The organism is Clostridium sp. YIM B02569 (assembly GCF_022320765.1).
GTDB classification, from domain to species: Bacteria; Bacillota; Clostridia; order Clostridiales; family Clostridiaceae; genus Clostridium; species Clostridium beijerinckii.
This window is the reverse complement of sequence record NZ_JAKJJX010000009.1, coordinates 22,800-43,024: the sequence shown is the minus strand read 5'-3', so window position 1 is coordinate 43,024 and position 20,225 is coordinate 22,800. Positions and strand designations below refer to the sequence as shown.

At 30.6% G+C, this 20,225-nt stretch carries 18 protein-coding genes and 1 riboswitch; of the genes, 17 read left to right on the top strand and 1 reads right to left on the bottom strand.

What is annotated here, in order from left to right:
- Positions 1–200 precede the first annotated feature (200 nt).
- The 12 genes from purE to L3B96_RS09725 all read left to right on the top strand — a co-directional run bounded on the left by purE (position 201) and on the right by L3B96_RS09725 (position 14,226).
- A complete protein-coding gene (gene purE, locus L3B96_RS09780) occupies positions 201–680 on the top strand; it encodes a 5-(carboxyamino)imidazole ribonucleotide mutase (protein WP_017210869.1) in 480 nt (159 codons plus the stop codon).
- Positions 680–1,387, top strand: coding sequence for a phosphoribosylaminoimidazolesuccinocarboxamide synthase (gene purC / locus L3B96_RS09775; RefSeq protein WP_011968398.1), 708 nt, complete (start codon positions 680–682; stop codon positions 1,385–1,387). Before purE ends, purC begins: the two co-directional genes overlap by 1 nt.
- Positions 1,388–1,644: 257 nt before the next feature.
- Positions 1,645–3,060 carry an amidophosphoribosyltransferase gene (gene purF, locus L3B96_RS09770; protein ID WP_238860601.1) on the top strand — a complete coding sequence of 472 codons (1,416 nt, stop codon included), beginning with the start codon at positions 1,645–1,647 and terminating at the stop codon, positions 3,058–3,060.
- 69 nt (positions 3,061–3,129) lie between these two features.
- Positions 3,130–4,131, top strand: a complete 1,002-nt coding sequence (purM, locus tag L3B96_RS09765; RefSeq protein ID WP_011968400.1) for a phosphoribosylformylglycinamidine cyclo-ligase — start codon at positions 3,130–3,132, stop codon at positions 4,129–4,131.
- Complete coding sequence (purN, locus tag L3B96_RS09760) at positions 4,119–4,730, top strand: phosphoribosylglycinamide formyltransferase (protein WP_078116405.1); 612 nt, start codon at positions 4,119–4,121, stop codon at positions 4,728–4,730. Before purM ends, purN begins: the two co-directional genes overlap by 13 nt.
- Positions 4,731–4,743: 13 nt before the next feature.
- Positions 4,744–6,252 (top strand): bifunctional phosphoribosylaminoimidazolecarboxamide formyltransferase/IMP cyclohydrolase, encoded by a 1,509-nt coding sequence (gene purH / locus L3B96_RS09755; RefSeq protein WP_238860599.1) that lies wholly within the window; start codon positions 4,744–4,746, stop codon positions 6,250–6,252.
- 415 nt (positions 6,253–6,667) lie between these two features.
- Entirely contained in the window at positions 6,668–7,918 is a 1,251-nt protein-coding gene (gene purD, locus L3B96_RS09750; RefSeq protein WP_238860597.1) for a phosphoribosylamine--glycine ligase, read from the top strand.
- A gap of 243 nt (positions 7,919–8,161) precedes the next feature.
- Positions 8,162–8,244: riboswitch (cyclic di-GMP riboswitch) on the top strand.
- A 359-nt stretch (positions 8,245–8,603) separates the two neighbouring features.
- On the top strand, positions 8,604–8,906 hold the full coding sequence (locus L3B96_RS09745; RefSeq protein ID WP_017210862.1) for a hypothetical protein: 303 nt from the start codon (positions 8,604–8,606) through the stop codon (positions 8,904–8,906).
- A gap of 547 nt (positions 8,907–9,453) precedes the next feature.
- A complete protein-coding gene (locus L3B96_RS09740; RefSeq protein ID WP_238860595.1) occupies positions 9,454–9,822 on the top strand; it encodes a BlaI/MecI/CopY family transcriptional regulator in 369 nt (122 codons plus the stop codon).
- Between the two features lie 4 nt (positions 9,823–9,826).
- Positions 9,827–12,133, top strand: a complete 2,307-nt coding sequence (locus L3B96_RS09735) for a M56 family metallopeptidase (protein ID WP_238860593.1) — start codon at positions 9,827–9,829, stop codon at positions 12,131–12,133.
- A gap of 265 nt (positions 12,134–12,398) precedes the next feature.
- The gene (locus tag L3B96_RS09730) at positions 12,399–13,334 is read left to right on the top strand and encodes a tetratricopeptide repeat protein (RefSeq protein WP_238860592.1); all 936 of its coding nucleotides are present in this window, start codon (positions 12,399–12,401) and stop codon (positions 13,332–13,334) included.
- 358 nt (positions 13,335–13,692) lie between these two features.
- Positions 13,693–14,226: a hypothetical protein gene (locus L3B96_RS09725; RefSeq protein ID WP_238860590.1), complete on the top strand. Its 534-nt coding sequence runs from the start codon at positions 13,693–13,695 to the stop codon at positions 14,224–14,226.
- Positions 14,227–14,500: 274 nt separating this feature from the next.
- On the opposite strand, the gene L3B96_RS09720 is transcribed toward L3B96_RS09725, so the two are convergent.
- Positions 14,501–15,112, bottom strand: a complete 612-nt coding sequence (locus tag L3B96_RS09720) for a hypothetical protein (protein ID WP_238860587.1) — start codon at positions 15,110–15,112, stop codon at positions 14,501–14,503.
- Positions 15,113–15,606: 494 nt separating this feature from the next.
- Here L3B96_RS09720 and L3B96_RS09715 point away from each other — a divergent pair, with 494 nt between their 5' ends.
- The 5 genes from L3B96_RS09715 (at position 15,607) to fabG (ending at position 20,214) form a co-directional block, all read left to right on the top strand.
- Positions 15,607–16,056, top strand: coding sequence for a MarR family transcriptional regulator (locus tag L3B96_RS09715; RefSeq protein ID WP_011968410.1), 450 nt, complete (start codon positions 15,607–15,609; stop codon positions 16,054–16,056).
- 14 nt (positions 16,057–16,070) lie between these two features.
- The gene (locus L3B96_RS09710; RefSeq protein WP_011968411.1) at positions 16,071–17,042 is read left to right on the top strand and encodes a beta-ketoacyl-ACP synthase III; all 972 of its coding nucleotides are present in this window, start codon (positions 16,071–16,073) and stop codon (positions 17,040–17,042) included.
- A 354-nt stretch (positions 17,043–17,396) separates the two neighbouring features.
- Complete coding sequence (gene fabK / locus L3B96_RS09705) at positions 17,397–18,338, top strand: enoyl-[acyl-carrier-protein] reductase FabK (RefSeq protein ID WP_011968412.1); 942 nt, start codon at positions 17,397–17,399, stop codon at positions 18,336–18,338.
- Positions 18,331–19,275, top strand: coding sequence for an ACP S-malonyltransferase (fabD, locus tag L3B96_RS09700; protein WP_238860585.1), 945 nt, complete (start codon positions 18,331–18,333; stop codon positions 19,273–19,275). Before fabK ends, fabD begins: the two co-directional genes overlap by 8 nt.
- Positions 19,276–19,473: 198 nt before the next feature.
- A complete protein-coding gene (gene fabG / locus L3B96_RS09695; RefSeq protein ID WP_238860584.1) occupies positions 19,474–20,214 on the top strand; it encodes a 3-oxoacyl-[acyl-carrier-protein] reductase in 741 nt (246 codons plus the stop codon).
- Positions 20,215–20,225 lie beyond the last annotated feature (11 nt).

The following is a 20,225-nucleotide window of genomic DNA, read 5'->3' as shown; positions in this document are numbered from 1 at the left end:
CGACCATCATCAAATCATAGATGCTCAAAGAGAAAGTTCATGTTTCCAAATATAAAATTTGGACACTCACTTTTGAGATGTCTGCTTAAGTTCGAAGGGCGAAATCAAAGATTTCGATTCTCACTTATAATGCGGGGTACAGCCCTTAAGAGAAATATATAAATGTTAATAGGAACATTACAAAAACAGGAGGCTTAAAAATGCAGGTAGCAATATTTTTTGGAAGTAAATCAGACACAGAAGTTATGAGAGGAGCAGCAAATGCTTTAAAGGAATTTGGAGTAGAATACAAAGCGTTTATACTTTCAGCTCATAGAGTACCAGAAAAATTAGAAGAAACATTAGAAGAAATTCAAGCTCAAGGATGTCAAGTTATTATAGCTGGAGCAGGTCTTGCAGCACATTTACCAGGAGTAATAGCATCAAAGACAATACTTCCTGTAATAGGAGTTCCAGTTAAGGCAGCTCTTGAAGGTGTTGATGCATTATATTCTATAGTACAAATGCCAAAATCAATCCCAGTTGCAACTGTTGGTATAAATAACAGCTACAATGCAGGAATGTTAGCGGTTCAAATGTTATCAGTTAATAATGATGAATTAAAAAATAAATTAAAAGAATTCAGATTAAATATGAAGAAAAAATTCATTGAGGAAAATGCGGAAGGGGTAGAACTATAATGGAAAAATTAGAAATGTTATATGAAGGAAAAGCAAAGAAAATTTACGCAACAGATAAGGCTGATGAAGTAATTGTATATTACAAAGATGATGCAACAGCATTCAATGGAGAAAAGAAAGGTCAAATCGAAGACAAAGGTATAATGAATAATGCTATAACTTCAGTATTATTTGAAATATTAGAAAAAGCAGGAGTTAAAACTCACTTTATAGAGAAACTAAATGATAGAGAACAATTATGTAAAAAGGTTGAAATAGTTCCACTTGAAGTAATAGTTAGAAATGTTGCAGCTGGAAGTATGGCTAAGAGATTAGGTCTTGAAGAAGGATTTAAGCTTAAGACTACTGTATTTGAATTATCATATAAAGATGACTCACTAGGAGATCCATTAATAAATGATTATCATGCAGTTGGAATTGGTGCAACTACTTTTGAAGAATTAAAAGTAATCTATGATATGACAGCAAAAATTAATGACACTCTTAAAGCTGTATTTAAAGAACAAAACATAAACTTAATTGACTTTAAAGTTGAATTTGGTAGATGTGCAGATGGAACAATAGTTTTAGCTGATGAAATATCACCAGACACTTGTAGATTCTGGGATGCAACAACAGGAGAAAAATTAGATAAAGATAGATTCAGAAGAGACTTAGGTAATGTTAAAGATGCTTATGTTGAAATATTAAAGAGAATTTCTAAGTAGTATATATTTAGAATCAAATTTACTATAAAATTTATATTAGAATGCAATTAGCAATGCACAATGAGGGAACTAAGTTCACAGAGGAAGGTTGAGAATTCGTACATTAAGTCTTGAGTGTTATTTTAAATTCTTATCTATCTGATGAATTTTGATGAATTATGTGATTTAGAAGTCCAAAAAAATTTCATCCTTAATTGTGCATTAGTTCTCATGTATTTTAAGTTTTTCAAAAATAGATTAGTGAAAGGATTGTATAGATGAGTAATCCGAATTTTGAATTAATAATGGATCCAAGTAATGATAAATTTAAGGATGAGTGTGGGGTATTTGGAGTATATACTAATAAGCCAATAGATGTAGCATCAATGACTTACTATGGACTTTATGCTCTTCAACATAGAGGGCAGGAAAGTGCTGGAATTGCAGTAGCAGATGGTGAAAAAATTGACATACATAAAGGATTAGGTTTAATCACTGAAGCATTTAAGCAGGAAGATTTAGAAAAGCTAAAAGGTCATATAGCTATAGGCCATGTAAGATATTCAACTGCTGGTGGAAAAGGTATTGAAAATGCTCAGCCAATACTCGTTTCATCAAAAATGGGACCAATAGCGATGGCTCATAACGGAACTTTAGTAAATGCAGATGTAATAAAAGAATTGCTTGAAGATGGAGGACAAATTTTCCATACTACAACAGATTCTGAAGTAATTGCATGTCTTATAGCAAGAAGTGCTAAAAAAGGTTTTGCAAAAGCAGTAGTTGATGCTATGTCGGCTGTTAGAGGATCATTTGCATTAACTATTATGTCAAAGGATAGATTAATTGGGGCTAGAGATCCACATGGAATTAGACCACTTTCATTGGGGAAAATTGAAGAAGGTTACATTCTAACTTCAGAAAGCTGCGCTTTAGATGCAATAGGTGCTGAATTTGTAAGGGATATAGAACCAGGAGAAATAGTTATAATAGATAGTGAAGGAATACAATCATACAGATATTCTGAAAATACTAAATGTCAGACATGTGCTTTTGAATATATTTATTTTGCTAGACCAGACTCGAGAATTGATGGTCTTGAAGTTCACACAACAAGAGTTAAAGCAGGAGAGCAGTTATATAAAGAGCATCCATTAGATGCAGATGTTGTTATAGCAGTTCCAGACTCTGGAATACCAGCAGCTATCGGATATGCAAAGGCTTCTGGTATACCTTATGATACTGGATTTATTAAAAATAGATACGTTGGAAGAACTTTTATATCACCATCTCAAGAAATAAGAGAAAGAGCAGTCGCAGTAAAGTTAAATCCACTAAAATCAAATTTAGAAGGAAAAAGAGTTATACTTATTGATGACTCAGTAGTAAGAGGTACTACATCAAAACATTTAGTTGAATCACTTAGACGTGTAGGTGTAAAAGAAGTTAGTTTCTTACTAGCATCACCAAGTGTTAAGTATCCATGTTATTTTGGAATAGATACACCTTATAGAAGTGAGCTTGTTGCTGCTAATAACACTATAGAAGAGATTAGAGATATGATTGGAGCAGATTATTTAGGATATCTAAGTGAAGAAGGCGTTTATAAGAGCTGCGGTGATAGAGAAGAATTTTGTATGGGATGCTTTAATGGCGTTTACCCAGTTGCAACACCAGTAGAGAAAGAGATATAGACATCTACGGCACATTCATCTATTGTTTTTTGAATATGTCAATAGCATTTTGAAAGGTGGAGTTAATAAATGATTACTTACAAAGAAGCGGGAGTTAACATAGAAGAAGGATATAAGTCAGTTAAGCTTATAAAAGAATACGCAGCAAGAACTATGAGTCAATATGTTTTAAATGGTCTTGGAAGTTTTGCTGGGATGGTTGAATTACCATCAGGCTATGAAAAACCAGTTTTAGTTTCTGGAACTGATGGAGTAGGAACTAAGCTTGAAATAGCATTTAAGAACAAGAAGTACGATACAGTTGGTATTGACTGCGTGGCTATGTGCGTAAATGATATTTTATGCCATGGGGCAAAACCATTATTTTTCTTAGATTATATAGCTTGCGGGAAGCTTGAAGCTGAAGTTGCAGCAGATTTAGTTAAAGGTATATCGGATGGATGCGTTGATTCTGACTGTGCCTTAATTGGTGGAGAAACAGCTGAAATGCCTGGATTCTATTCAGATGGAGAATATGATATGGCTGGATTTGCAGTTGGTATAGCTGATAAAGATAAGATTATTAATGGAAGCAATATTAAAGATGGAGATAAGTTGATTGGTATAGCCTCTTCTGGAATACATTCTAATGGATATTCATTAATCAGAAAAGTATTCCCAGATTTAAATGAAGAATTTAATGGTGAAGAAGTATGGAAAACATTAATTACACCAACTAAGATTTATGTGAAACCAGTACTTAAATTGTTGGAAAGCTATGAGATTAAAGGTATGGCTCATGTTACAGGTGGTGGATTTATAGAAAATGTTCCAAGAATGTTTAATGGTGGAGACTTCACAGCTGTAATTAACAAAGATTCATATCCACTTCCAGCTATATTTGAAAGAATCATTGAAAAAGGTGTAGATAAGGAACATATGTATAACACTTTTAACATGGGAATAGGGTTTGTTCTTGCTGTTAAAGATGAAGATGTGGAACCTATTATAAAGGCTTTAGTAGAAATGGGAGAAAAAGCTTATGAAATAGGATACGTAACATCTGGGGGTGAAGGTATTTGTTTAAAATAGCGGTCTTGGTTTCTGGGGGCGGAACAGACCTACAATCGGTAATAGATGCGGTTGAAAGTAACTATATGAATGTTAAGATAGAGATGGTTATAGGAAGCCGTGATAATATTTATGCTTTAGAGAGAGCAAAAAAGCATAATATAGATACTTTTGTTGTTAATAGGCGTGAATATGGTGAAGAATCCTCTAACAAGATCTTAGAATTAACAAAGGGAAAGGTTGATTTAATAGTTCTTGCAGGATTTTTGGCAATTTTAGATGGGGAAATATTAAAAGAATTTGATAATAGAATTATAAACATTCATCCATCTTTAATTCCATCTTTTTGTGGACCTGGAATGTACGGATTAAAGGTTCATGAAGCCGTAATTAAAAGTGGTGTAAGATTTTCAGGATGTACAGTTCACTTTGTAAATTCTGAAGTTGATGGTGGTGCAATACTTCTTCAAGAAGTTGTGCCAGTTTATTTTGAAGATGATGCGGAAACTCTTCAAAAGAGGATTTTAGAAAAAGAACACGAAATATTACCTAAGGCAATTAAGTTAATTAGCGAAAATAAAATTAGAGTAATTGATGGTAGAGTCAAGATAGAAGAATAAAGGAGGCCTTTTCGTGAAAAAGAGAGCTTTAATAAGCGTATTTGATAAAGAGGGAGTTTTAGATTTTGCTAAATTTTTAGTATCTAAAGATGTTGAAATTGTATCAACAGGTGGAACTTATAAATATTTGAAGGAAAATGGATTAAATGTAATTGAAATCAATGAAGTTACTGATTTTCCTGAAATGTTAGATGGAAGAGTTAAAACACTTCATCCATTAGTTCATGCTGGAATATTAGCTATAAGAGACAATGAAGAGCATATGAATACATTAAAAGGAAGAAATATTCATACCATAGATTATGTAGTTGTAAATCTATATCCATTCTTTGAGAAAGTTAAAGAAGATTTAGAATTTGAAGAAAAGGTTGAATTTATAGATATTGGCGGACCTACAATGCTTAGAGCAGCAGCTAAGAATTTTCAGGATGTTGTAGTAATTTCTGATAAAAATGACTATAAAGTTGTTATGGAAGAGGTTGAAGCAAATGGCGAAACTTCTTATAAGACTAAGAAGAAATTAGCTGGTAAAGTATTTAATCTTATGAGCGCTTATGATGGGGCTATTTCAAACTTCTTGTTAGCTGATGATGAGGAAGAATATCCAGAATATCTTTCAGTTTCATATAAGAAGATGCAAAGCCTTAGATATGGTGAAAATTCACATCAAACTGCAGCTGTTTACGCATCAACAATGCTTGATGGAGCTATGAATACTTTTGAAACATTAAATGGTAAGGAATTATCTTATAATAACTTTAAAGATGTTGATATAGCTTGGAAATGTGCTAATGAATTTGATGAACCAGCATGTTGTGCATTAAAACATAATACACCTTGTGGTGTTGCAATTGGAAAAGATTCTTATGAAGCTTATATGAAGGCATATGAAGTAGATCCAACTTCAATATTTGGGGGAATCATTGGATTTAATAGAAAAGTAGATAAGAAAACTGCTGAGGAAATGGTTAAAATTTTCTTAGAAGTTATAGCTGCACCAGAATATGATGAAGATGCTTTAGAAGTTTTAAAGACTAAAAAGAACTTAAGAGTTCTTAAATTCCATAAAACTCCAAAGGCAGATAAATATATGGTTACAGTTGATGGGGCAATGCTTGTTCAAGAGGAAGATAATAAATTAGTAGAAGAAATTAAAGTTGTAACTGAAAAGAAACCAACTGATGAAGAAATGAATGATTTATTATTTGGAATGAAAGTAGTTAAATACGTTAAATCTAATGCTATAGTTGTTGCTCATAACGGAATAGCACTTGGAATTGGCGGGGGTCAAGTTAACAGAATCTGGCCAACAGAAGATGCTTTAAAGAGAGGAAAAGGAGCTACAATCCTTGCATCAGATGCTTACTTCCCATTTAGAGATGTAGTTGATGAAGCAGCGAAAAGTGGTATTAAGGCTATAATTCAGCCAGGTGGTTCAATGAATGATCAAAAATCAATAGATGCTTGTAATGAACATGGAATAGCAATGGTATTTACAGGATATAGACACTTCAAGCATTAATATAGATAAGTTATTTATATTAGGTGATTAAGCAATAAATTCTATATTGGATTGAAAATATATAATAAAAACCCTGTGTTTTTTTAAGTTAATTGTTATAGATAAACAAGTTATGAATTAGACTTATGCTTTGAAATGACTCCCACATTAGAAAGAAAGGGTACTCTTTTGTGCAGTGTTGCATCTGAGAATATGGCTGTAGGATTTCTTCATTAGAAGTTGTTCCATTTTTGCTTGTACCAATCTTGCATTGGGAGCATGCAGAAATGGACGCAACTTTTAATGTTAGAAATCCAAAGTTGTATTCTCTAAGACAACCGAAACAACAGAGTATCCTTTCTTTCGGTTGGTTGTAACATAAGCTATGAGTGTATGCTGTTTATCTATAACGGAATATTATTTTGGAGGTATGTAAATGAAACTTCTTTTAATTGGTTCAGGTGGTAGAGAACATGCTTTGGCTTGGAAACTTGCAAAAAGTGAAAAGGTTGAAAAAATATTTGTTGCTCCAGGTAACGGCGGAACTGCAATTGAAAATAAATGCGAAAATGTAAACATAATTGATATTGATGAATTAATTAAATTTGCTAAAGAAGAAATTATTGACCTTACAATAGTTGGGCCAGAAGATCCTTTAACAAAGGGAATTGTTAATAAGTTTAAAACAGAAGGATTAAAGATATTTGGACCAGCTGAAAATGGAGCAATGCTTGAAGGAAGTAAAAGCTTTTCTAAAGAATTTATGAAAAAGTATGGCGTTAAGACAGCAGAATACGAAACATTTACAGATGTCAATGAAGCGCTTAAATATTTAGAAGTCTGTCCTTATCCAACAGTAGTTAAAGCAGATGGTCTCGCAGCAGGAAAAGGCGTTGCTATATGTGAAACTAAAGAAGAAGCAATAGAAGCAGTAAAATCTTATATGGTAGATGATATCTTCAATGGAGCGGGTCAAAAAATAGTAATTGAAGAATTCCTAGAAGGTGTTGAAGCTTCAATTCTATCTATCACTGATGGGAAGACGATAATTCCGTTCATATCAGGTAAAGACCATAAGCAGATATTTGATGGAGGTAAAGGACCAAACACAGGTGGAATGGGTGTATTAGCTCCAAATCCTTATGTGACAGAAGATGTGATGAAGGATTTTGAAGAAAATATTATGGCTAAGACTTTAATTGGTATTAGAGAAGAAGGCTTTGATTATAAAGGAATAATCTTCTTTGGTATCATGATTACTGCAAAAGGAACTTATCTTTTAGAATATAATGTAAGAATGGGAGATCCTGAAACACAATCAGTTCTTTATCTAATGGAAAGTGACCTAGTAGAAGTTATCGAAGCGGCATTAAGAGAAGAACTAGATAAAACCACAGTTAAGTGGAATAATGGTGTCTGCATAAATGTTGTTTTAGCATCTAAAGGATATCCAGGAGACTTTGTTAAGGGTTATGAGATAACAATTGATGAAAAAGTTAAAGATAAAGTATTCTTAGCAGGAGCTAAAGCAGAAGACGGAGTTTTAAAGACTAACGGTGGAAGAGTGCTATCAGTTATTGGTCTTGGAAAAACTCTAGAAGAAGCTAGAAAAGACGCTTACGAAAATATTAAATATGTCACTTTTGAAGGGGCATATTGTAGAAGTGATATAGGAACACATAAATAAATATATATTAAAGAAATGAGCTATTAGGTATTATTATTATTTAATCAATAACACCTAATAGCTTATATATATTTCAAAAATAATTCTTCATCATAATTCTAAAAATTTTAGCCGTAATTGTGAATTGTGCACTGTGAATTGCAATGTATATGTTAAAATTTAAAATTGTTTCATTTTATTCACCATTTGTTCATTGATTTGTAATTAATTCCATGTTAAAATAATCATGAAATAGTAATATTATGTATATAAGGAAACTGTGATTCGAATATTTACTTGGGCACTTTATATTCGATGAGTTAATAGTGCAACCGACCTTTTTATTAAGGTCGGTCTTTTTTTGTTGACTCGAATATAGATAAGCCAACTATAAACTATATCTAGACTATGAAATATGTACTAACTAGAAATAAGAATTATGCTTTTGTGAAATGTTTCATTAGGAATTTGATGGTTCTGATTCTTAGATTGGAAGTTGTTCCAAGTATGCTAGTTCAAAGCTTGTCTTTGAAGCTAGCATCTTTGGTGCAACTTGTAATCTTAGAATCATCCATCATAATTCTTTAGAAACTGGAACAACAGCATAATCCTTATTTCGGTGAGCTATATGCATAGATTTAGATTTCACTTGGCATATCTATAAATAAGTATATAGATAATAAATTAAAATTGAGGTGCAATCTTTATGTTATTTTTTAATAGGTTAAAGAAATATGATGAACATGGGTTTGATTCAAAAGGAATTCATAAAAACGGTACAAAATTTAATGAAGAGGGTTTTGATAAAAAAGGGGTTCATAAAAATGGCACATATTTTAATACAGAAGGCTACAATATAGACGGGTACGATAAATATGGATATGATAAAGAAGGATATAATAGTGGAGGATATGACAGGCAAGGATATAACAAGATGGGATATAATATAAAAGGATATGATAGACAAGGGGAATTTTTAGAAACAAGATATAAATGGAAAGTGAAATAGAAAAATAAAAATTGCTATAAATTAATTCAGTATATATTGCAAAAATAATTCTTCATAAAATTTCTAAAAATATTGTAAGAATTCTAGGTGTAATTGTGAAATGTGCATTGTGAATTTCAACATATATGTTTACTTAGCAGATTTATGAAAAATTCGTTGTAAAGTACTAATGCAGGGTTACATCTTCTTGCGCATGTTCTTAATTCATTAGGACAAGCAAAAGGAGACTAGCCCTGCATTAACTGTTTTTAATAGCTTATTTTGTGTAGTTTGGTTTGAATAGATATATTGAAATAATAAATTTACATTAAAATTTTAGTGAAGTGAATGTTTAGTTAAAACCAAAATGGAGAAATTCTATTGCAACATATATAGTGCAAGAATTTTGGCCATAATTGTGAAATGTGCATTGTGAATTGTAACATGCATATGCAATAAGTTTTTTATTAAAAATTCATAGGAATATATTGACATGCAATTCTACAAGGCGTAGTATAAAAACATGAATACTACACCTTGTAGAATTATATAGAGGAGATGATTGAATATGAAGTTAGGGAAGATATCGGACGCTGAAATGGAGATAATGAAAATAATATGGAACAAGAATGATCAAATTACTACAGCTGAGATTTTAGACGCGCTTCCAAAAGAAAATTCATGGAAGGTAACAACAATAATGACGTTGATATCAAGATTAACTGAAAAGGGGATTTTGAGTGTAACTAAAGTAGGAAAGTTAAATAATTATTTTCCTAAAATTACTGAAGAAGAATATAAAGCTATTCAAACTGATAATTTCTTAGAAGATATGCATAAGGGATCAGTTAAAAGCTTTATGGCAACATTGTTTAATAATAAGAAAATAAGCAATAAGGATATTGCAGAGTTGAAAGAATGGCTCAAAGAGGTGTAGACATATGAATATTCTAAATTATATTCTGCAAATGTCACTAGCAGGCAGTTTTATGTTTTTAATACTTTGTTTATTTGGGCCATTTACTAAGAAAACTTTTAGTGCTACTTGGAATTATTATATGCTATTTATAACGCTTTTGATTTTTATTATACCTATTGGGAGTTTTGTTAAACTGCCTCAAATAGTGGAATATAAGAATTATTTATCAATGCAGGATACAAATACAGTAGCACAGCAAAATTATGAAAAGATGCTTAAGAGCAATGATAAAAGTGATGAGATAAGAGTTTTGCAAGGGGATGGTACTCTTAAGCCTGTAAGCCAAAGCCAAGTGGATTTAAAGCAGACAAGTATGATGCAAAAAATAATGAATAGAAATATGCTGATTTATGCATGGATATTAGGTGTACTCATACTAGTAATTAAGGAAACTTACGTATATATTTCTTTTTATAAAAAACTTAAAAGTGTAAGTGATATTATTGATGATAAATCAATAATTGATGTTTTTGAAAACTGTAAGAAAAAATTAAATATATATAGGAAGATAAATCTAAAAGAATGTGGTGGCATTAAAAGTCCAATGATTACAGGAATATTAACACCTACTATCACAATTCCTAAGATGAACCACAATTTGGACAAGCTTGAAATAATACTGGATCATGAATTAATTCATTTTAAACGTAAAGATTTATGGGTGAAGGCAGTAGCGCTTTTAGCAAATATAATCAATTGGTTTAATCCTATTGTTTATATTATTAGAAATAGGATAAATATAAATTGTGAGCTGTCTTTAGATGAACAACTTATAAAGAATATGGATAAATCAAAAAGAAAATATTATGGAGAAATTATATTAGAGTTAATAGAATATTCTCAGAATAAATCCCTAAGCTTAGGGGCATCAGTTTGTAAAAGTAGGAAGGAGATTGAGACACGCTTGAAAAATATAGTGTTTTTTAAAAAGTCAAAAAAAATAGTTGTTTGTATTTCACTTATGGTAACCATGATTTTTACATCTACTAGTTTGCTTGCTTCAAAAACTGTATTTGCTAGTAATAGTGATACAGCAAAAAGTGCTAAAGGAGCAGAATTTGCAGTATTTGTATCAGATGATGGGCTATACATGTCTGAACTAAAAGAAAATAACCCAATTCTTCTTGATAAAAATGAAAAAATTAAATTGCCGAAAATATCTAAAGATGGGTTATATGTTGCTTATACTAAAGAAGATAATTTATATATTTGCAATATAGAGACTCGTGAAGTAATTGAAGTAGCTAAAAATGTAGAGTCATATGATTGGAATAACTCAGGAAACTTAATTTGCTCTTCTAAAAATGCAGGGATGTCTATGTATAATACCAATACTAAAAAGTTAGTGGATATTATAAGCAATGAGTATGATTATTTTAATATCAATTGCGATAGTAAAAATAAGGTATATGCTAACAAACAGCTAGAAACTACTACAGACAAAGGGAGAACTATTAAATCAATAGGTATAATTAGCTATGATTTAGATACTAAAGAAGAAAAGGTTATTTTGGAAGAAAAAGAAGGAAATAATAAAGAGATTGGAAATCAATATACAGTATCTGAATTATTTGAATCTATTGGATCAAGACCTAATGTTGAGAGGGTATCAAGTGATGATAGATATATGTATATATGGAACAAACCTAATTCAGGCTCAATGTCAGCAGATATGACAGAATTTGCAGTATATGATCTTTTAAACAATAAAGTTATAGAAAATAATAATATGATTGCATTGGCATATAAAGATAATATTTCTCAAAATCCAGTAGATAGCAGCATAGTTGCTGTTAACAATGGAGAATATAGAGATATGTATAGCAACAAAACATTAGGAATTTTCGATATCAAAGCTAACAAATTTACAAGTCTAATTCCAGAAAATCAAGTATCAATGACACCGGATTATTCTAGTGATGGAAAAAGTATAGCATATTCTGGAGCTGATGCCTTAAAAGATGATATGTCACAAAGTTCGAAAAACTGGGAAAGTGAACCACACTATATTTATCAAGTAAACACTGAAACAAAAGAAATAACTCAAATTACAAATAATAAATCATTTGATTTCATGCCAAAATATTTATCAGAAAACCAAATATTATTTGTAAGAAAAGATGGAGATTCATTTAGTTTATGGAAGACAAAGGATGGAGTAGAAACTAAGCTTGCTGATTCTTTGAATTTTAGATCAACTTCTTATACAAATACTTGGTACTACGGTCATTATAAAACTGAAAATGTTATAGATGTATATAAAAAGTAAACATTTCATATATATGTTGCAAAAATAATACTTCATCATAATTCTAAAAATATTAGAAGAATTTTGACTGTAATTGTGCATTGTGAATTGCAATTTATATAAGTTCAATATGATAAAATACTCAATTGTATATAAATTGAGTATTCTATTATTTTAGTGATATAATTCTAAGGAAGTAATTATTTTATCAGGATTAAATTTAAGAGTATATTTGAGCATAATAAATATTAGAATTAACAAATCAAATGAATGGATGAAGAACAAGATGGAAAACAAAAATTATTTATACAATAATTATATAAATATGGCGAGAAATTTAAGGTCAGAAAATAACTTATTAAAAGCCATTTCATTTTATCAGAAGGCATATGCCTTAAATATAGGAAAAGAAGATATAGAATTGCTGATGGATATGGCATTAATTTATGATGAAATTGGATTATCTGGTGATGCAGAGAAAAAGTATCGAGAAGTAATTGAATTAGATGAGGATGATGCTAGAGCATATTATGGCTTGGCAATAATATATGATGAAAATGATGAGTTAGAAAAGGCTAAAAATTATTATGAGAAGGCCATAGAAAAAAATCCTAATTATGATAAAGCATATTTCTTTTTAGCCAATATATATGATGAATCAGGTGAAAAGGATAAGGCGATAAGTAACTATAAAAAGGTTATTGAGATAAATCCTAATTATATGTGGGCATATGCAAATGTAGCTTGTATTTTAGAAGAAAACAATGAAAATATTGATGCACTGAATTATATAAATAAGGCTCTAGAAATTGATGATAGACATTACAAGATATTATTTAATAAAGCAGTAATTTTAAATAAGTTAAATAAGATAGAAGAGAGTAAAGGATATTATTACAAGTCTATTGAAGCAAATCCCAATTATCCCTATAGTTTTTTAAATTTATCTGTAGAATATAGAGAAGAAGGTAATTTTAAAAAAGCTATTGAAGTAATAAGTAAGGGAATAGAAGAAAATGATGATGAAGGTTTTTTATATTATAATAGAGCTTGCTATTATGTAAATATAAATGAAAATTTAAAAGCATTAAGAGATGTAGAAAAAAGTATAGAATTAAATGAATTCTTTTTGGAGTATATGAAGAAAGACAAAGAATTGGATCCAATAAGAGAACTTGAAGAATATAAGAACCTTTGGGGAGATATCCAACTTGAGACATAGACTTATGCATATAGTATACCGAAAGAAGAAACATTGTTGCTTCGCAGGACTATAAAAATTTCGCTGAAAGTGCTAAATTGGATACAACCTGCTGCTTAGAACCTTCAGCGATATTTTCATAGCTTTTTGGAACAAAATATTTATGATTTCGGCGAGTTATATGCATAAGTTCATGTCTTAGCTTGGATACCTATATACAGTACTGGAAACAATAGAACGGCTGCCCTTTGAGCAGTGCGCATATCCTCATTAATATAATCTGCTTTTTTAGGAATAAAATATTTAAAATAACAAAGGATAAACTTAAAGAATTCTTTTTGTAAATAAGGTGGATTTATTATAATATGGAGGAATAATAATGCGTAAAAGAATAATTCGTTTGATAACGTTTATAATATTCATAACAGTATTCACAAGTAATTTAGTATATGCACAAATTCCAAGTATACCTCAGCAGTTTGGCCCTAAAATATCTAATTTGCAGAATAAGGAGGATATTATTAACAGCTTAAATCAAATTAAAGTTATACGGGCAAATTTAACTGTATATAATATAAAACCAGATACACCAGTTGATGACTTAAAGAAGTTTGATGTTGAGATACAGCGTTATATTGAGCAGCTTAGAATTATTAGGACTAATTTGGTAAATCATGCGGATAAATATTCAAATTCAATTTCTGACGTGTTTTTTGCAGAACAAATTGTAATTATAGCTAATTGCTATATTGTAAGCTTAAAGCACCAACAACTCTTAGTAAGAGCAATAGAAAGCAATGTGCCGGAAGCTTCAACGTTATTTTATTCAACGTATATGATACCTATATATTATTACCTTACATTAGGTGATGAACAAATAGCTTATACTCAAACATATACAGTAATTTCTTAATAAATTGAAATATATATTGCAATTCACAATGCACATTTTACAATTTACAGTTCACAATTAAGGCTAAAATTCTTTCGATATTTTTAGAATTATGATGAAGAATTATTTTTGCAACATATATATATTCTAATGAAGAAAAATTTGAAGAACTTTGAAATAGATACCATTATATAAGAAGAGATTTTGTTGAAATACTGGATAATAAGATAAAAAGCAAAAGAAGCCAAGTTTTAAATATTAAAGCTTGGCTTCTTTTTGTTATAACTTAATGTAATTAATTTGCATACTTAACAGTAGATAAGTCTGATGCATGTTCATATTCTATTGTTTCATTATTATATAGGAATTTTACACCATCAATCCATTCGCCTTTAGATTTGTTATTAGATTGAAGGAAATTCTCAATTAGAGTATTAGCTGTAACTGAACCACCAGTTGATCCTTGAAACTTTGGAACCCATTTTTTATTATTTGAGTCAGTTAAGTTTATAGTAGCAACTTTTTTGCCGTTAACAGTATCTATAGATTTAACTTCAATTGGTAAATTGTCAAATTTTTTCTCTGATACAGCTTTTGCTAATTCTTTTAGCTTGTCCTGTAGAGTTGAATTTTCATTTACCTCAATAGTACCTGATTCATTTGGTTCTAAAGAATTATCATCTATACTATATATAGAAAGTTTTACCTTATTTACTTTTTTTGTATCGCTTGTAGCTTCATTAGCTTTTTTACTATCAGCATTAGAAGAGCCATTGTCGTCTTTATTTTGCTCTACAGTAGTAGTGTTATTATCACTAGGCTTAGGGGAATCACTAGGCTTTGTGCTACAAGAAACCATTACGGTACTTAACATTAAAACTGTAGCTATAATTAACTTTCTAGTCATGATATGTACACCTCCTATGTTTAAAAATTAATATTATAGATAATATTAACTAATTTAATTAATTATATCATATGAAATTGCTAATTAAAAGCATACAAGAGACTGGAAAAAATTGAAAAAAATTTGACAATGTATTTTGAGTATAGTATATTTTGATTATCAAACTATTTGATTTTAAAACTTTTTGATTAAAGGCGAGGCATACTCAGAAAATATAAAGTAAATATGTTTGTTTATATATTTTGTCTAAAGTAAAGTGAAACTTTTCATGTAGTTCATTCTGAATTCAAAATGAACTTTCCTCAGTCAATCTTAGGACAAAATATCTTTATGTCGTTTGCTTGTTATTTTATTTCATATGTCTAATTGGTCAATAGATTGCGTATTTGGTATGATATTTAGAATTTTCATTACCAAATTTTTCATTTTATAAACACTGAATATAATTTTTGTTAGAAGATATTTTTGGATGCCAAAATGGAGAGTGCAGATAAATGGATAAATCAACAAAACTGATTAACGAGCTTTTGGTGCAGTTATTTAATGATGTCTTACAAATTGAGGAGCAAAGTTTAAAGAATGGTGTACTTTCAGATCTTTCAATAACAGAAATTCATACTATAGAATCTATTGGTATGTACAGTGAAAGAACAATGTCAGAGGTAGCGCAGAAATTAAAAATTACAGTAAGTACTTTAACAACTGCTATCAATAAATTAATTAAAAAAGGATATGTAGAAAGAAACAGGATAGAAACAGACAGAAGAGTTGTCCTTATTAAATTAACTAGAAAAGGAAAGTTAGCATTCAGAATCCATCAGAGATTTCATGGAGAAATGATAAATAATGCAATAGAAGGATTAACGTTAGAAGAGGAAGAAATTTTAATTTCTTCTTTAAGTAAAATAAATAACTTTTTTAAAGAAAAATATGAATTAGTATAATGAAGGAGAAAAATATGAGTAATATTAAAATTGCTGGAATTGGAGCATATCTTCCATCTCTAGTAGTTACTAATGATAGAATAAGTGAATTCGTTGAAACAAGTGATGAGTGGATAGTGCAAAGAACAGGTATGAGAGAAAGAAGAATCTCAGAAGGAGAAAATACATCTGATATCTCAACAAAAGCAGCTAAGCTTGCCCTTGAAAGAGCTGGTATTGATGCAAAAGATTTAGAACTTATTATTGTTGCTACAATTAGTCCAGATATGTTTATACCATCGGTTGCATGTCTAGTTCAAAGTAATTTAGATGCAAGTAAGGCAGCTTGTTTTGATATAAGTGTTGCATGTTCAGGATTTGTATACGGCTTGGAGACAGCTAAAGCTTTAATGATGTCTATGAATTATAAAAATGCATTAGTAGTTGGAGCTGAAGTTCTTTCAAAAGTAACAGACTGGACAGACAGAAGCACTTGTATTTTATTTGGAGATGGCGCTGGTGCTGCTGTACTTAAGAGGGATGAGGCACCAGGAATAATTAAATCATATTTAAGAGCGGATGGGAAAAAGGGGGAAGCACTTACTATAGGCGCTACTGATTTTGATACTCCTTTTTCGAAAGAGAAAAAATTAGCTAAAAGAACTATCGATATGAATGGTAGAGAAATACTTAGATTTGCAGTATCTGCAATAGATGAAGCCGTTACTGAAGTTATGAAAGATACTAATGTTTCATTTGATGACATTAAATATATAGTACCTCACCAAGCAAATTATAGAATTATAAAATTAGCAGCAGAAAAGTTGAAATTAAGCGAAGATAAGTTTTATTTGAACTTAGAAAAGGTAGGAAATACATCAGCTGCAACAGTACCTATAGCTTTAAATGAAATGTATGAAAAAGGCTTACTAAATAAAGGTGATAAAATTATTCTTGTCGCATTTGGTGGTGGGTTAACTTATGCAGCAACATTACTTGAGTGGTAATTAAAAATAATAGTTAAATAAGCTTTTATTATTTAACTTTAAAATAGATTTATATATAAGAATGGAATGGTTATGGAAATAAATATCATATCATTTGAGATTAAAAATAATACAAGATGCAATTTAATATTTATAAAAAAACCAATGTATAAACGTTGGAGAATATGAACTTATTTTTAACTTTTTAGTAATCTCATTGATAAAAATATGCTATAATAGTAAAATTACTTATCATGATAGGTGAAATGACTATTATACATAGATAAGATTAAAATACAGGAAGTTCCATTATTATAGTAAGAGATAGTACATTAAGCGATATTTTGTGATTGGTAATGGTAGGAGGAATATGTTGTGGAAAAAAATAGAGTATGTGACCTGTTAAAAATAGAATATCCTATATTTCAAGGTGCTATGGCAAGAATTGCAGATGCATCTTTAGCTTCAGCAGTAAGTGAGGCTGGTGGACTTGGAATAATAACTGGGGCAGCACCAACTGAATGGGTAAGAGAACAGATAAAGAAAACAAAAGAATTAACAAATAAACCATTTGGTGTAAATATAATGTTAATGGCAGAAAATGCTGAGGAAATAGCAGAATTAGTATGTGAAGAAGGCGTATCTGTTGTTACAACTGGTGCAGGAAGTCCAGGAAAGTATATGGAAAAATGGAAAGCTCATGGAATAAAGGTTATACCAGTAGTAGCTTCTGTAGCATTAGCTAAGAGAATGGAGAAGTCAGGAGCTGATGCAATTATTGCAGAAGGTACTGAATCAGGTGGGCATGTAGGTCAGTTAACTACTATGACATTAGTACCACAAGTTGTTGATGCTGTAAGCGTACCAGTTATAGCAGCTGGAGGAATAGGTGATGGTAGAGGAGTAGCTGCATCATTTATGCTAGGCGCTGAAGGAATTCAAGTTGGAACAAGATTCTTAGTGGCAAAAGAATGTACAATACATCAAAATTATAAAGATAAAGTACTAAAAGCCAATGATATAGATACAGAAGTAACAGGAAGACCAACAGGTCACCCAGTTAGAGTTCTAAGAAATAAGCTTGCAAGAACTTATCTTAAGTTAGAAAAAGAAGGAGCATCTGCTGAAGAATTAGAAAAGCTTGGAATTGGTGCGCTTAAAAAGGCTGTTGTAGATGGTGATGTGGATAATGGATCACTTATGTCAGGTCAAATAGCAGGACTTATTTGCAAGGAACAATCATGTAAGGAAATGATTGAAGAATTATTTACAGAATCAAATGAAATATTTAAGCGTTTTGGAGGGAATCATGAATAGTAGTAAGACTGCATTTCTTTTTCCAGGTCAAGGAGTTCAAACTATTGGAATGGCAAAAGAACTTTGCGATAATATACCAGAATGTAAAGAAATATTAGATCGTAGTGAAGAAATTTTAAATATGCCTATTAAGAAAATGATGCTTGAAGGGCCTGACGAAATTTTAACAGCAACAGAAAATGCACAACCTACAATACTTGTTGCATCACTTATCGCGTTAAAAGCACTAGAGATAAATGGCATTGAAGCAGATTATGCAGCAGGCCTTAGCTTAGGAGAATATGCAGCGTTAATATACGGGGGAGCACTTTCTTTAGAAGAAGGATTACTTCTTATAAAAGAAAGAGGAAGAATAATGGGTAGTGCGCTACCAGAAGGCCTTGGAAAAATGGCTGCTGTGTTAAAATTAAATGATGAAAAGATACAAGAGTTATTAACTAGAGCAGGTGAATTTGGAATAGTTGAAGGGGCTAACTATAACTGCCCAGGCCAAGTAGTTATTTCAGGAGAAAACAAAGCAATCGATGAAGCCGTAAAAATTGCAAAAGAATTAGGAGGCCTTGGAATTCCGCTAAAGGTTAGTGGACCATTTCATAGTTCCCTTCTTGAGCCTGCAAGTGAAGAATTCTTTAATACTATAAAAAATGTTGATATTAAAGAACTTAACAAAGTAGTTTATTCAAATGTTAAAGGACTTCCTTATGAAAAAGAAGATGATGTTAAAGAATTATTAAAGAGACATATAAGAACATCAGTCCTTTTTGAAAAGACTATAAATCATATGATAGATAGCGGCGTTGATACATTCATAGAAGTAGGTCCTGGAAAAGCACTTAGAGGATTTGTTAAGAAAATAGATAAGAGTGCAAGTCTTTTAAATGTTGAGGATATGGATTCATTGAAAAATACAATTGATAAGATTAAAAGCAATCTTTAATATATAAATATATATTTATTAAAAGTAAGTCTCTGCATTTTTATCTTAACTGACACCTGGTTTGCTAGGATTTTAAATGTAGGCTTATTATTGTAAAATATAAGAATAATTATTTAGAATGAGTAGATAGATTATAAATAATTATTTGCAGCTCAGTTATAGGTTAATTGTTTATAACAATAGGAGGTAATTTAATATATGCTAAAAGGAAAATGTGCAATTGTTACAGGAGCATCAAGAGGAATTGGAAAGGCAATAGCTTTAAAGCTTGCATCTCTTGGAGCTAATATAGTTTTAAATTATAGAAGTAATGAAAAAGAAGCATTAGAAGTTGAAAATGAAATAAAAGGCATGGGTGTAGAAACTTTATGTGTAAAAGGTGATATATCTAAGTCAGAAGAAGTTGATAATCTTATCAATTCTGCCAAAGAAAAATTTGGTACTATAGATATAATGGTAAATAATGCAGGAATCACAAAAGATGGATTAATAATCAGAATGAAAGAAGAAGACTTTGATAATGTTATTGATGTAAATCTAAAAGGTGTGTTTAACTGCTTAAAAGCTATCACTCCAATTATGATGAAACAGAAACATGGAAAGATAATAAATCTTTCATCAGTTGTTGGAATTACTGGAAATGCAGGTCAAGTAAATTATTCTGCATCTAAAGCAGGGGTAATTGGAATGACAAAATCACTAGCTAGAGAAATTGGTTCAAGAGGAATTACTGTAAATGCAGTAGCACCAGGATATATCGAAACAGATATGACAGAAGCTCTAGCAGATAAATACAAAGAAGAGATGAAGAAGACTATACCGCTTAAGAGATTAGGAAAAGCAAGTGATGTAGCAAATGTTGTAGCTTTCCTTGCAAGTGAAAGTGCAGATTATGTTACAGGGCAAGTTATCCAAGTTGACGGTGGAATGTTAATGTAATGGAGGAAGTT